Annotated in this window: 10 protein-coding genes; 1 reads left to right on the plus strand and 9 read right to left on the minus strand. The window is 67.5% G+C overall.

All coding sequences use genetic code 11. The features are described 5' to 3' along the window. Window positions 1-18: 18 nt before the first annotated feature. The 8 genes from D7Y04_RS06910 to D7Y04_RS06945 all read right to left on the minus strand — a co-directional run bounded on the left by D7Y04_RS06910 (window position 19) and on the right by D7Y04_RS06945 (window position 9,649). A complete protein-coding gene (locus D7Y04_RS06910; RefSeq protein ID WP_120595227.1) occupies window positions 19-240 on the minus strand; it encodes a hypothetical protein in 222 nt (73 codons plus the stop codon). A gap of 101 nt (window positions 241-341) precedes the next feature. After that, window positions 342-899 (minus strand): hypothetical protein, encoded by a 558-nt coding sequence (locus tag D7Y04_RS06915; protein WP_121758690.1) that lies wholly within the window; start codon window positions 897-899, stop codon window positions 342-344. Next, window positions 896-1,810, minus strand: coding sequence for a class I SAM-dependent methyltransferase (locus tag D7Y04_RS06920; RefSeq protein ID WP_199749627.1), 915 nt, complete (start codon window positions 1,808-1,810; stop codon window positions 896-898). The genes D7Y04_RS06915 and D7Y04_RS06920 overlap by 4 nt, the downstream gene beginning before the upstream one ends. Before the next feature lie 497 nt (window positions 1,811-2,307). Next, entirely contained in the window at window positions 2,308-3,081 is a 774-nt protein-coding gene (locus tag D7Y04_RS06925; RefSeq protein WP_121758691.1) for a hypothetical protein, read from the minus strand. Between the two features lie 33 nt (window positions 3,082-3,114). Next, window positions 3,115-4,239, minus strand: a complete 1,125-nt coding sequence (locus D7Y04_RS06930; RefSeq protein ID WP_120595230.1) for an ABC transporter permease — start codon at window positions 4,237-4,239, stop codon at window positions 3,115-3,117. A gap of 2 nt (window positions 4,240-4,241) precedes the next feature. Continuing rightward, window positions 4,242-7,040, minus strand: a complete 2,799-nt coding sequence (gene rbbA, locus D7Y04_RS06935; protein ID WP_121758692.1) for a ribosome-associated ATPase/putative transporter RbbA — start codon at window positions 7,038-7,040, stop codon at window positions 4,242-4,244. Window positions 7,041-7,065: 25 nt separating this feature from the next. Further along, on the minus strand, window positions 7,066-8,076 hold the full coding sequence (locus tag D7Y04_RS06940; RefSeq protein WP_121758693.1) for an HlyD family secretion protein: 1,011 nt from the start codon (window positions 8,074-8,076) through the stop codon (window positions 7,066-7,068). Between the two features lie 10 nt (window positions 8,077-8,086). After that, window positions 8,087-9,649 (minus strand): efflux transporter outer membrane subunit, encoded by a 1,563-nt coding sequence (locus tag D7Y04_RS06945; protein ID WP_233601287.1) that lies wholly within the window; start codon window positions 9,647-9,649, stop codon window positions 8,087-8,089. Between the two features lie 231 nt (window positions 9,650-9,880). Between D7Y04_RS06945 and ppk2 the strand changes: the two genes are divergently transcribed. Then, window positions 9,881-10,681 carry a polyphosphate kinase 2 gene (gene ppk2, locus D7Y04_RS06950; protein WP_120597876.1) on the plus strand — a complete coding sequence of 267 codons (801 nt, stop codon included), beginning with the start codon at window positions 9,881-9,883 and terminating at the stop codon, window positions 10,679-10,681. A gap of 49 nt (window positions 10,682-10,730) precedes the next feature. Here the strand turns inward: ppk2 and D7Y04_RS06955 are convergent, their stop codons facing one another. Beyond that, the gene (locus tag D7Y04_RS06955) at window positions 10,731-12,800 is read right to left on the minus strand and encodes a PQQ-dependent sugar dehydrogenase (RefSeq protein WP_121758694.1); all 2,070 of its coding nucleotides are present in this window, start codon (window positions 12,798-12,800) and stop codon (window positions 10,731-10,733) included. Window positions 12,801-12,871: the final 71 nt, after the last annotated feature.

The following is a 12,871-nucleotide window of genomic DNA, read 5'->3' on the forward strand; positions in this document are numbered from 1 at the left end:
AGACGGCGAAGCGGGGCGCTAGTAGCAGCCCACCTGGGACCGGTCCTCGAACACGACCTGGCCACCGTCCTCGCACATCCGGTGATTCGCGTTGTAGATGTCCTGGTAGATGTAGCCGCCCGCCGACGGGGTGATGTTGTACGTGTAGCCGCCGACCGTGGACGTCCAGAAGCCCGTCACGTCGGGGTTGCCCTGCACGGTGTCGAGCAGCTCGGAGATGTTCTTGCGCGTGTACCGCATGGTGAGGACTCCAGGTGATGAGGGGAGATCAGCGGAGCCCTGAATCCTAGGAAGGGACGGAGGAGCGGGCAAGGCAGGGCAGGGTAGGGTCCCCGGAAGTGTCAGGAAGCACGTGTGACTTTGTGTTTCACGGTCTCACCGGACCCACCAACAGGAAGCCGGGGCCGCATGCCGGCGTTCAGCCAGGGTTCGAGCGCGAGCTGGACGCCGCACGCCGCGACCGTGACGAGCACAGCGGTGAATCCCGGAGCCTTCCACGCGCCGACGACGGCCGCCGTGGCGATGACCCAGGGGCGGATCAGCGTGAAGGGCCCCAGGACCACCACGCTCGCGAGCGTCCGCACGTCGGCCTCCGCGGCGGCCCAGACGCCCATGCCCATCAGCGTCAGGGTCGCGTACGGCAGGAGCACCCAGAGGATGGCCCGCGCGCAGACGAGCAGTTGGGGGAACAGGCCCGGTGAGAACAGGCAGGCCCCGGCGATGCCGGCACCCACCAGCGCGGTCGTGAAGAGTCCCCGCCCCATCCCCCGGCGGATGGCGGCCCGGTAGTAGTCGGCCTTGAAGATGCGGGCATCGCGGCCCGCGGCCACCCGGAAGCCGCAGAACGCGGCGTCGGTGATGGCGAGCAGTGCGAGCAGCACCGGGAGGCCGGCGTTCATGAAGCGGTTCCCATCCGTGAGCGCAGCGGGCCCAGGTGGCGCTGGAGTGGTTCCCACAGCTCCGCGCGCGTTCCCACCGTGGCGGTCATGGGCCGGAGCATCGCGCCGAGGAGGTTCCGGGCCCCATCCAGCGACGCGCAGGTAAAGCCCGTCGCGGACCGGGCCGCCGATAGCAGGGTCTCCGTGGGATGGGCGCGCCGTGCGGAGACCACTCCATCGTGGCGCGCGAGCGGCTCCCGCATGCGGGCCTGGTGGAACATCCACGAACCCCAGGGTGAGAGCACCGAGTGCTGGATGTCGTAGTGAACGAAGGCGTGGCCCTGCCGCTGGCCGGCGAAGAACGCGTTCAGGTCGTTGCCACGGAAGTGATGCAGGACGCCCGTGGAGATGTAGATGTGTCCGGGCTGCTCTAGCTGGAACGCGTTCGCGACCCGGAGCTCGCATGAGAGGGATTCCTCCTCCGCGAGCCGCCGGGCGTTTTCAACCAGCGTCACATTCATGTCACAGCCGATGATTTCAACGTCGCGTCCCAGCCGCCCATGCGCCGCGAGCGAGCGGACGGCGTAGCCGAGCCCACAGCCGACGTCGACGATGCGCAGCGGCGGCTTCACGCCGGAGTCGCGCAGCGCTTGCAACAGGGGTAGCAGCACGCAGCGGATGCGGTCCGCCTGTAGGAACTCCTCGCTCAGCCGCTGCAGCTCGATGTGGGAGCGCAGGAGGGCCAGGCTGCAGGCCTCGAAGTCGAGCGTGTCATTGGACGCGGGGAGCCGCTGCACGAACCGCGCGGCGGAGCGCTGCCCGTTCGCCATGAGCCGGGCCACGACGGATTCGCGCGACACCGGCCGGGGCTGGAGTGTCGCGACGTCGTAGTCGACGATGAGGTCGGAGATTTCGAGGAGGTCGGAGGGCAAGCGAGTGCGCCGGACTGTACCTCATCGCCGGGGCGGCTCGGCGCCCCGGCGTCGGGACGTGGCGCAATCAAGGAGACCGGTAGACGCCCCACAGGCACGCGCTGGGGCTGGGCGCGCAATAGGGCTGGGTCTCGGTGGGGTAGTAGCCCATGCAGCAATACTGCGCGGAAGGACAGCCCGTGAAGGCGAGCGCACCCGAACCGCTGCTCAACACCTCGACCGGCGGATTGTTGAAGTTGCAGGTCGGCCGGCACGCATTCCCCGCGCAGGTGGCTCCGGCATAACAGCCATTCTGGTCGGTACAGTATTGCAGCTCCTGTCCCTCCGAGTTGATGGACTCCGGCTGGGGCTGCGATGTCTCAACGCCACCGCATCCACTTCCAAGGACAACCAGCAACGCGACCAACGTTCCGCGCAATCCTTGCATGGGCATTCCCTTTCGCGCCTGAGCTGCAAATAAAGTTTAGCACGAAAGTCCTTGCGTCGCGTTGCCTGCCTCACTGCCGGCGGCGAGGCAGTCCGATGAGGTAGGTGATGCTCATTCCATTCACCCGATGAACGCCGTGGTGCCACTTGTAACCGTCGTTATCGAGGCCCTCCGTCAGCTCCTCGAGGTCTTCCGGTGTGTAGGTCCGCAGTGATGACACCACCCCATCCCAGAGGATGAGCAGCGGGATGATGGGCACCAGGTAGGTGAGGACCAGCCGCCACCAGCGCCTGGGCCGGATGAGCAGGGTGAAGCCCCATACCAGGGGGATGATGAGCAGGATTTGGAAGAGGACGTACAGCAGCGAGCGCTGCGTGAGCTCGAAGGCCGCGATGGGGACACCACGCGCGGCGGCGTCCGCGAGGAGGGCTTTCGCCTGCTTCGGGCGGAAGTGGTGCAGTCCCTCGAAAAGGGTGCGCAACCCGGTGAGCTCCTCCGGGATGTGCATCACGTCGACCGGAGTGTCGCGGTACTGAGCGCCCTCGGGTAGCTCCGGCACCGGGGTGGGGTGGAGGTCGGTGAGCACCACCTCGGCCTCGCTGTTCACACGGCGCAGCGCCGGGAGCAGGGTGCGCCAGGGGCCTCCTGTTCCCGAGCACAGGTCGATGATGCGGTTCGTGCCGGACATGCGCAGCAGATCCGCCAGCTGGGGGGCCACGGAGTCATAGGGGCGCGTCTTGTCGAGCACGACGTGCAGATAGTCGACCTCGCCACGGCGCAACGGCGCGGGTAGCCACGACTGGTCGAGGAACTCGAAGAGGTGGAGTCGGGGGAGCAGTCTCATCGCCCGGAGGATAGATCCTCCGCGCGCCCGGCCCTACTTGCTCACCGCGATGGACTTCCGGAAGAGCGCCAGGCTGTAGACGAAGAAGCCCACGCCCACCGCGGCCACCATCAGGAACTGGCGCCAGACGGCCCACAGCCCTCCGCCGCGGTAGATGATGACCTGCGAGAAGCTGACGAAGTGCCGGGCCGGCAGGAGGTACGTGACGTATTGCAGCCACTTCGGCTGGCTCTCCACGGGCGTGCTCCCGCCGGAAAGCAGCATCAGCACCAGGACCACCAGGATGATGAGCAGCGCGAACTGCGCCATCGAACGGGAGATGGTCCCCAGGAAGATGCCGAGCGCCGTGGCGAAGAACAGGTACAGCACGACGCCGACGAACCACAGCACCACCGAGCCGGCGAACGGCACCTTCAGCACCAGGTGCACGACCAGGAACAGCGAAGCCCCGGTCGCGACGAGAATGACCAGGCCGTTGGCCCAGACCTTCGCCATGGCGATCTCGAACGAGGTCAGCGGCATCACGAGCAGGTGCTCCAGCGTTCCGTGCTCGCGTTCGCGGATGACCGCCGCGCCCGTGAGGACGACCGTCAGCAGGGTGATTTGATTGATGATGGCCACCACGCTCTTGAACCAGGACGACACCCCGTTGGGGTTGAAGAGCTTGCGGACGATCAGGTTGACGGGCTTCGGTCCCGTCTCCGCCGTGCGCTTGAGGAAGGACGAGATGCGGTCGTTGATGATGTTCTTGATGTAGCCGGCGCCGATGCCCGCCTGCTGCATGGCGGTCGCGTCGATGTTCAGCTGGACGTCCGGGTTGCGCCCCGCGCGCAGGTCGTGCTCGAAGCGGGGCGGAATCACCACGACGAACATGAACCGGCCCCGGTCCATGTCCGGCTGGATGTCCTCCGCGGTGATGACCTCCGGCGACTTGAAGCGGGGCGGATAGAACGCGTTGAGCAGCTCCTTGGACAACGCGGACCCGTCCTCGTCGACGAAGGCAATCGACGCGTTGTTCACCTCGCTGGAGGTCCCCGTGGCCTGGACGTAGATGGCCAGGGTGAACGCATAGACGACGAACACGACCAGCACCGCGTCGCTGAGCAGGCTGCGGAGCTCCTTGAGCCCGAGCCACAGGATGTTCAGCAGCGAGTTCACCGCTATTTCTCCTGCTTTCTCAGGCCGAGGACGCTGATGGCCAGGAGGACGGGGACGCACACGGCCAGGAAGGCGACGTCCCGCAGGATGAGGCCCGCGCCCAGTCCCTTGGTGAAGGCGCCCAGGCTGGCGTGCATGTAATAGGTGGCCGGCCAGATGGAGCCGACGAGCTTGGCCCCACCCTGGAGCGTGGAGACCGGCTGCAACAAGCCGGAGAACTGGATGGTCGGCACGATGGTCAGGATGGCCGTGACGAAGACGGCCGCGACCTGGCTGCCGGTGAAGGTGGACGTCACCATCCCAATGCCTGTTGTCGCCGTGACGTAGAACAGGGCGCAGACCACCAACGTCAGGAAGCTGCCCTTGATGGGGACGCCGAAGACGACCAGCGTCAGCGCGGTCAGGATGAAGAAGTTGGCCATGCCGATGGCCACGTAGGGCAGCTGCTTTCCAAGCAGGTACTCCAGCCTCCCCGTGGGCGTGACATAGAAGTTGATGATCGACCCCAACTCCTTCTCACGCACGATGCTGACCGTCATGAGGATGGCCGGGATGAGCAGCAGCAGCAGCGCCGGGACGCTCGGCACGATGGAGTAGATGCTTTCGAAGGTGGGGTTGTAGAGGTAGCGCTCTTCGATGTTGGCCGTGGATTCCCTCGCGGTGGCGGAATAGAAGCCGCTCGCGGGATCCCGGAGCATCCGGTTGTGGACCCCCTGGACATATTGCCCGACGGTGTCGCCACGGAACGTCATGGCGCCATCCACCTGCGCCAGCACCTCGGGACCGGAGCCCCGGCGGAGGTCCAGACCGAAGCGGGGCGGAATCTCCATCACCACCGAGACATCGTCTGACTGGAGCCGGCGGAGCGCCGCGTCCGCGGACGGGGCGGGCGGAGTCGGGGCGAAGTAGGGCTTCGCCGCGCTGAACTGCTCCAGGTACGCGCGGCTCTCCGGCGACTGGTCCATGTCCAGCGCGGCATAGCGGATGTTCTCGACGTCGGTCGTGATGCCGAAGCCGAAGACGAGCATCAACACCGCCGAACCGATGAAGGCGAACGCCAGCCGGACCTTGTCGCGCAGAATCTGACGGGTCTCGTTGGAGGCATACGCGAGCATCCGGCCCAGACGCAGCCGGAGTCCGGCCCGGTCCGCCCGTGGCGCGGCCGGGGGCTGGGGTGGGGCGGCTTGGGGCGCGGGGGTGGGAGGCGTGTCCTTGCCCTCGGCGCGTGCCTTCTCGGCGATGGCGTCTTCCATGTAGCCGATGAAGGCGGTCTCCAGGCTGTCCGCGTTCCGGGCCTCGATGAGCTTCTGGGGGCTGTCCGCCGCCAGCACCATGCCCGCGTTCATGAGGGAGATGCGGTCGCAGCGCATCCCCTCGTTCATGAAGTGCGTCGTCACGAAGATGGTGACGCCCTGCTTGCGCGACAGGTCGATCAACAGCTCCCAGAAGCTGTCCCGGGCGACCGGGTCCACTCCCGACGTGGGCTCATCCAGGATGAGGATCTGCGGCCCGTGCAGCACGGCGACGGCCAGCGAGAGCCGCTGGCGCAGGCCCATGGGCAGGTCTCCTGCCAGTGCCTCCAGGTGAGTGCCCAGCCCGAAGCGCTCGACCAGCTCATCGATGCGCGCCTTCGCCTTGTCAGGTGGCAGGTGGTAGAGCCGGGCGTGCAGGACCAGGTTCTGCTGAACGCTCAGCTCGCTGTAGAGCGAGAACGCCTGCGTCATGTAGCCCAGGTTCTTGCGCACCTCCATGCTGCCCGCGTCCACGGAGCTGCCGAAGAGCTTCGCTGTGCCTTCCGTGGGAGGCAGCAGGCCGGTCAGCATCTTCATGGTCGTGGACTTGCCGCAGCCGTTGGAGCCCAGGAAGCCGAAGATCTCCCCGCGCTCGATGGACAGGGTGACGTGGTCCACGGCGGTGAAGGTCCCGAAGCGGCGGGTCAGCCCATGGGCCTCGATGGCCAGCTCCGCCTTGCCCGGCGCGCGGGGCGGGATGGTGATCTCCTTGTGGCCCCGGCGCTTCTCCTCGGGCAGCAGCGCGATGAAGCACTTCTCCAGGTCCTGGGTCCCCGTGCGCTCCATCAGCTCCGCGGGCGTCCCCGTCGCCAGCACGCGCCCCGCGTCCATGGCGACGATCCAGTCCCACTGCTGCGCCTCGTCCATGTACGCCGTGGAGATGATGACGCTCATGCCGGGACGCCCGGCGCGGATGTCGTCGATGAGGGCCCAGAACTGCCGCCGGGAGAGCGGATCCACGCCGGTGGTGGGCTCGTCGAGGATGAGCAGGTCCGGGTCGTGCACCAGCGCGCCGCACAGCCCCACCTTCTGCTTCATGCCGCCGGAGAGCTTGCCGGCGGGGCGCTCCGCGAACTTGCCCAGGCCCGTGGCCGCGAGCAGCTCCGGGACGCGCACCTTGCGCTCCTCGGGGGACAGCCCGAAGAGCCGGGCCATGAAGTCCACGTTGTCGTAGACGCTGAGCTCCAGGTAGAGGTTCTTGCCCAGGCCCTGGGGCATGTACGCGATGCGCGGGCCCACTCCGCGCCGGTGCCGGGCATCCGCGATGTCCCCGTCCAGGACCATGACCCGTCCCTGCTGCATCTTCTTGGCGCCAGCGACCAGGGCCAACAGCGTGGACTTGCCAACGCCGTCAGGCCCCACGATGCCCACCCGGATGCCGCTGGGGACGTCGAGCGAGATGCCGTCGAGCGCGACGGCCTTGCCGTAGCGGTGGGTCACGTCCTGGATGGAGACCACGAGCTGGCGAGTGGAGCCGGCAGGCGCCCCTGGAGACACGGCTGAGACCATGGCGGGGCCCTCCCTTGTCGCCGGGCTAGTGAGGTTCGGATTCCGCCGTGACGACGTTCTGCAGCCGGGATGGCCACGCCGCGTCAGGGTCCACCTTGACGTAACCGACGCCGCGAATGCCTGTCTTGATGCGCTCGACGTAGCGGCTGGCCAGCTCGCGGGGGACCTGGAGCTTCAGGCGGAACACCAGCTTCTCCCGCTCGCTCTTCGTCTCCACCTGCTTGGGCGTGAACTGCGCTTCCGGCGACACGAAGGACACGTACCCGGGGATCGAACGGTCGGGCTCGAAGTCGACGGTGAGGCGCGCCTCGGAGCCGAGCTTCACGCGGGCGGCCTCGCTCGCGGGCAGGAAGATCTCCATGAAGACGTCCTCCAGGTTCACGAGCGTGAGCGCCGGTCCGCCGGGCGCCAGCACCTCGCCGGGCTCGGCGAGGCGGTAGAGGACCCGGCCCGTCACCGGGGACTTGAGCGTCGCGTCGGCGATGCGCGTTTGAATCGTCGCCGCGTTGGCTCGCGCGACTTCAATCTCCTCCCGCGAGGTCTTCAGCGTGGCCTCGGCTTCCGCCAGGCTGGCCCGGGTGGTCTCCAGCTGGCTCGCCCGGACGTCCACGTCCCGCTGCGAGCCTGCGCCTTGCGCCACCAGCCTCCGGGAGCGCTCGGCCTCGATGGTGGCGAGCTCGATTTCACTCTTCTGTTTGACGATGCCCGCCTGGGCCACCGCCAGCTTCTCCTGCGTGGCCGCGAGGTTCGCGTTGGCCTCCGCCAGGCTGGACTCCAGCGTGGTGGTGTCCAGTCGCACCAGCACCTGCCCTGGCTTGACGAGGTCGCCTTCGTTGACGAGGACCTCCCGCACCCGCAGGGGCTCCTTCGCGGAGACATCCGCCAGCTTCGACTCGATGCGGCCGTTGCCGGAGACGATGCCCTCCGGCAGCGCGGACTTCTTCCCCTTCCAATACTTGAAGCCGATGAACGCGATGATCGCGAGGGCGACCAGCCCAATCACCCACTTGTATTTCCCTTTCGGGTTCTTGGGCATGGCGGACTCTCTATGGCTTGACGGGTTGCGAGACCGGCTTGGTTTCTTGCGTCCGCGGCTTGGACAGCATGTCGCCCCAGTGGGTCCGCTGCTCCATCTCTGCCTGCATCGGCTCTGGCACGACGGGCTGGTCGCGGCGGACCTCCCAGCCCCCACCCAGCGCCTTGTAGAGGGCGACCAGGTTCGTGGCGATGTTGGAGCTCGTCTGGGCCAGGTTGTTCTGCTGCTCCAGGAGTGAGCGTTGCGCGTCCAGCACGCGCTGATAGTCCACGGCGCCTTCGCGGTACTGCACCACCGCGAGCTCCACCGACCGCTGCGCGGACTTCACCGCGGCCTGCTGGAAGGTCATGGCCTGCTGGGAGTGGATGAAGCCCGTCAGGGCGTCCGCCACCTCCTGGGCCGCCTTGAGCACCGTGTTGCGGTAGTTGACGAGCAATTGCTGGAACCGCGCGTCCTCGACCCGCACCCCGTTCTTCAGGCGGCCGTAGTTGAGGAAGGGAAAGACGATCCGGGGACCCACGGAATAGAAGAGGCTGCCCAGGGAGAAGAGATTGCCGGAGGCCGCGGCGCTGGTGCTCGCCTGGAGCCCTACCGTCCCGAAGAGGGAGAAGCTCGGATAGAGCTCCGCCTCCGCGATGCCGATCCGGGCGCACTGCGCGGCGGCATACAGCTCCGCGCTACGGACATCCGGCCGCCGCCGCAGGATTTCGGCCGGCATGCCGAGGGCTACCGTCGCGGGCGCCACGGGAATCTGCTTGGGGCCCGCCAGCAGGGCCTCCACCTCGCCCGTGGGCTGGCCCAGCAGCGTGCTCATGGCGTTGCGAGCCTGCTCCAGCCCGGCTTCCAGTTGGGGGATGGTGGCCCGGGTGCTCTCCAACAGGGTCGAGGCCTGCGTCACATCCAGCTCGGAGGTGACGCCGTTGCTGAAGCGCGACTCGGCGATCCGGAAGCCCTCCTCCTGGATGCGCACGTTCTGCCGCGCCTGCTCGATGAGCACCTCGAAGGTGCGGACCAGGACATAGGTTCGCGCGACCTCCGCGGTGAGCGACACGAGCGAGGACTGGTAGTCCGCCACCGACGCGAGCAGGCCCGCGGTCCCCGACTCCACGCCCCGCCGGTACTTGCCCCAGAAGTCCACCTCCCACAGCGCGTCGAAGCCCAGCTGGTACTCCAGGAAGTTCCGGTCGATGGAGCCCAGGTCGAAATCGATGGGGTTGGCCGCGGCGGAGTTCTCACTGCGCCTCACCGCGGCGGCGCTGCCGGTGAGGACCTGGACCTGCGGATACTGCCGGCCGGTGAGGATGGCCAGCTGGGCGCGCGCCTCGACGATGCGCAGCCCCGAGATCTGCAGCGGCAGGTTCTGCCTGGCGGCGAGCTCGACGAGCCGGTCCAGCGAGGGATCGCCAAACGACTTCCACCATTGGGTGTCGACCGCGCCCTGTGTCGACAGGCGCGGGTCGCCCTGGGTGCGCCACTCCTTCGCGACCGCGGCCTCGGGCTTCTTGAAGTCGGGGCCCACCGCGCACCCGGCGAGGACGCTGAGCAGGGACACGGTGCCGACGAAGGATTTCATCCCCTGCATGGCGTTGGCCGTCCCCCGCATCCGCTACACCTCGATGGGTGGGCAGAGTCCGCACGGGGTGAAGCGCGCGGAAGTACGAGCCGTGCGAATGCCCCAGGGGGCAGTGTTCGATGTCCGCCGGCCCATGCCAGACACCGACCCGGGGACGGCGTGGCTGTCATCCGCCGCACCGTGCGCACGTCTGACATTGCGCGTGCCGGGGGGCCGCACAACCCTATGTCCATGGCACAGGACACCCCAAAAGAGCCCCTGAAGCAGAAGGCTTATATGAAGGAGCTCCGCAAGCTCCAGTCCCAGCTCTGCCAGCTTCAGGAGTGGGTCAAGCACGCGCAGATGCGTGTCATCGTGGTGTTCGAAGGAAGGGACGCGGCGGGGAAGGGCGGAACGATTCGCGCCATCACCGAACGGGTGAGTCCCCGGGTGTTTCGCGTGGTGGCCCTCCCGGCTCCTTCGAGCCGGGAGAAGTCCCAGATGTACCTGCAGCGGTACGTGCCGCATTTCCCCGCGGCAGGCGAGATCGTGATCTTCGACCGCAGTTGGTACAACCGGGCCGGCGTCGAGCCCGTGATGGGCTTCTGCACTCCCGAAGAGCACGAGCGCTTCCTGATTGGCTGCCCCGTGTTCGAGCAGTACATGGTCGACAGCGGAATCCTCCTGCTGAAGATCTGGCTGGAGGTCGGCAAGGAGGAGCAGGCGCGGCGGTTCGCGGCGCGGATTGACGACCCCCTGCGGCAGTGGAAGCTCAGCCCCATGGACATCAAGTCCTGGAAGCGCTGGTACGACTACTCCAAGGCGAGGGATGAAATGCTGGCCGCGACGGACACGCCCTTCGCGCCCTGGCACATCCTGCGGTCCGACAACAAGAAGAAGGCGCGGCTCAACTGCATCCGCTTCCTGCTGGAGAAGATTCCCTACGAGAAGGTGAAGCGCGCCAAGGTGAAGCTGCCCCCCCGCTCCAAGCATGGCGAGTACGACGACGGCGCTTCGCTCAAGGGGCGGAACTTCATCCCCGAGCGGTACTGAGCGCCGTGACGAGCTGTGCCCTCGTCACGGCGCGGCGGTGCCCCGCTGGCTACTGACCCAGCACGACGCGGAAGATCCGCTCGTTGCTGTTGTCGGGGATGCTGTCCTTGTCACCCTGGTTGGTGGTGGTCATCCAGAGGTTGCCGTCCGGAGTCGGCTCCACGGTGCGCAGCCGGCCGTAGGTGCCGACGAAGAACTGCTGCACGTTGGTCAGGTTGGTGCCGCTGATGACCTCGCGGTAGAGGCGCGTGCCGCGGGCGCAGGCCACGTAGAGGACGTCGCGCACCACCGCGATGCCTGAGCAGGAGCCGTCCGCCGTGGAGTAGGTCTGCTTCGGCGCGATGTACCCGGCCGTCGCGCAGCCCGAACCGCCCTGGGACACCGTGCCCTCGCAGTTGGGCCAGCCGTAGTTGCCGCCCTTCTGGATGAGGTTGGTCTCGTCCATCACGGAGTTGCCGAACTCCTGTTCCCACAGCCGGCCCTGGGAGTCGAAGGCCAGGCCCTGCGGGTTGCGGTGGCCGTAGCTCCACACGTAGTTGCCGAAGGGGTTGTCGGACGGGACGGTGCCGTCCGCGTTGAGGCGCAGCACCTTGCCGGCCAGGTTGTTGATGTCCTGCGCGTAGGCGCCGTTCTGGGCATCACCCGTGGACGCGTAGAGCTTCCCGTCCGGGCCAAAGCGCAGACGCCCGCCGTTGTGGAACTTGTTGCGGCCGATGCCCTGGAGCAGCACCTGGAGCGACGCGGTGTTGAGGGCGCCGTTCTCATACCGCAGCCGCACGATGCGGTTGTCGGTGGGGGAGGTGTGCATCACGTACAGCCAGCGGTCGGTGGAGAAGTTGGGGGAAAGCGCCAGCCCCATCAGGCCGCCCTCGCCGTCGGTGCTCTGCACGTTGGGGACGGTGCCCACGGACGTCTTCTGTCCCGTCGCCGGGTCCAGGCGAACGATGTTCTGCGCGTCGCGGCGGCCGTAGAGCACCGTGCCGTCCGGCAGGTTCACCAGGCCCCACGGGATGTCCGTGTCGGTGGCGACCTGGATGACGGAGCAGACGGCGTTCGCGCAGGCCTGGCCGGTGGTGACCGTCACGGACGTGCTCTGGGCGGACGCATTGGCCTGGGCGTCGCGAGCGCGCACGGCATAGGTGTAGGCGGTGTTCGCGGACAGGCCGCTGTCGACGAAGGTCGTCCCCGGCGGAGAGCCGGCCACCGAGCCAATCTGCACGCCTCCCCGGAACACGTCATACGCGCGCACGCCCACGTTGTCGGTGGACGCGGTCCAGTTCACCGTCACGCTGGTGCCGGACGCGGTGGCGGTGACGCCGGTGGGGATGCTGGGGGCCTGGGTGTCCGCCTGGCACTGCGGCGGGGTGATGGAGAGCGTGGCGCTGCCCTGGGAGACATTGCCCACCGCGTCCCGCGCATTCACATACAGGCCCCAGGTCACGCCGGGCACCACGGTCAGCCCGGTGGACACCGTGGCGCCGGAGACGGACTTCATCAGCTGTCCGTCATGGTAGACGTCGTAGAAGGCGACGCCCTGGTTGTCCGTGGAAGGTGACCAGGACAGCGTGGCCGAGTTGCACGTCACGTTGGACAGCGCGAGCCCCGTGGGCACGGTGGGCGCCTGGGTGTCGGCCGGCAGCGACCACTGCTGGTTCGTCTGGGCGTTGCAGGTCCAGACGATGACCTTCGAGCTGTTGGCGGTGGCCTGACCGGACACGTCCAGGCACAGCGAGGTCGCCGTGTGGATCACCGCGCCGGCGGTGTTGCGGACCCACCGCTGGTTCGCCGTCCCATTGCAGGCGGCGATGACGGCCCGGGCCCCAGAGCTGGCGGTCTCCGGCTGGACGCACCACGAGCCACCGAACGCGCGAAGCTCGCCTTCCGGCGTGAAGAGGAACCGCTGGTTGTCCTGGCTGTGGCAGTCATAGATGTGGAGCTCTTGCCCCGCGGTCTGGCTGTTCCCCGCCACGTCGAGGCAGCGGCCGGACTGCGTGCTGATGAGCCGCGAGCCGGCGACCACCGCGGCGGTCTGGGTCTGGAGGTCGGGGCCTTCCTCCGGCTTTTCTCCACAAGCAGTGACGGTGACCAGGACTCCGGCCAGTAGGTGACGAACATTCATTGAGGCGCTCCTTTGCATTCCGCCTCTTTCACGGAATCCATGAAAGGCCTCAAGTGAACTCTCTGGCACGC

Origin of the sequence: Corallococcus sp. AB038B (genome assembly GCF_003668955.1) — a bacterium.
Classification (GTDB): Bacteria; Myxococcota; Myxococcia; order Myxococcales; family Myxococcaceae; genus Corallococcus; species Corallococcus exiguus.

What these genes read in the sequence shown, in the direction of transcription:
- D7Y04_RS06945 (WP_233601287.1), bottom strand. Translation starts at nt 9,649, where the DNA reads ATGAAATCCTTCGTCGGCACCGTGTCCCTGCTCAGCGTCCTCGCCGGG.
- D7Y04_RS06955 (WP_121758694.1), bottom strand. Translation starts at nt 12,800, where the DNA reads ATGAATGTTCGTCACCTACTGGCCGGAGTCCTGGTCACCGTCACTGCT.
- D7Y04_RS06915 (WP_121758690.1), bottom strand. Translation starts at nt 899, where the DNA reads ATGAACGCCGGCCTCCCGGTGCTGCTCGCACTGCTCGCCATCACCGAC.
- ppk2 (WP_120597876.1), top strand. Translation starts at nt 9,881, where the DNA reads ATGGCACAGGACACCCCAAAAGAGCCCCTGAAGCAGAAGGCTTATATG.
- rbbA (WP_121758692.1), bottom strand. Translation starts at nt 7,040, where the DNA reads ATGGTCTCAGCCGTGTCTCCAGGGGCGCCTGCCGGCTCCACTCGCCAG.
- D7Y04_RS06910 (WP_120595227.1), bottom strand. Translation starts at nt 240, where the DNA reads ATGCGGTACACGCGCAAGAACATCTCCGAGCTGCTCGACACCGTGCAG.
- D7Y04_RS06940 (WP_121758693.1), bottom strand. Translation starts at nt 8,076, where the DNA reads ATGCCCAAGAACCCGAAAGGGAAATACAAGTGGGTGATTGGGCTGGTC.
- D7Y04_RS06925 (WP_121758691.1), bottom strand. Translation starts at nt 3,081, where the DNA reads ATGAGACTGCTCCCCCGACTCCACCTCTTCGAGTTCCTCGACCAGTCG.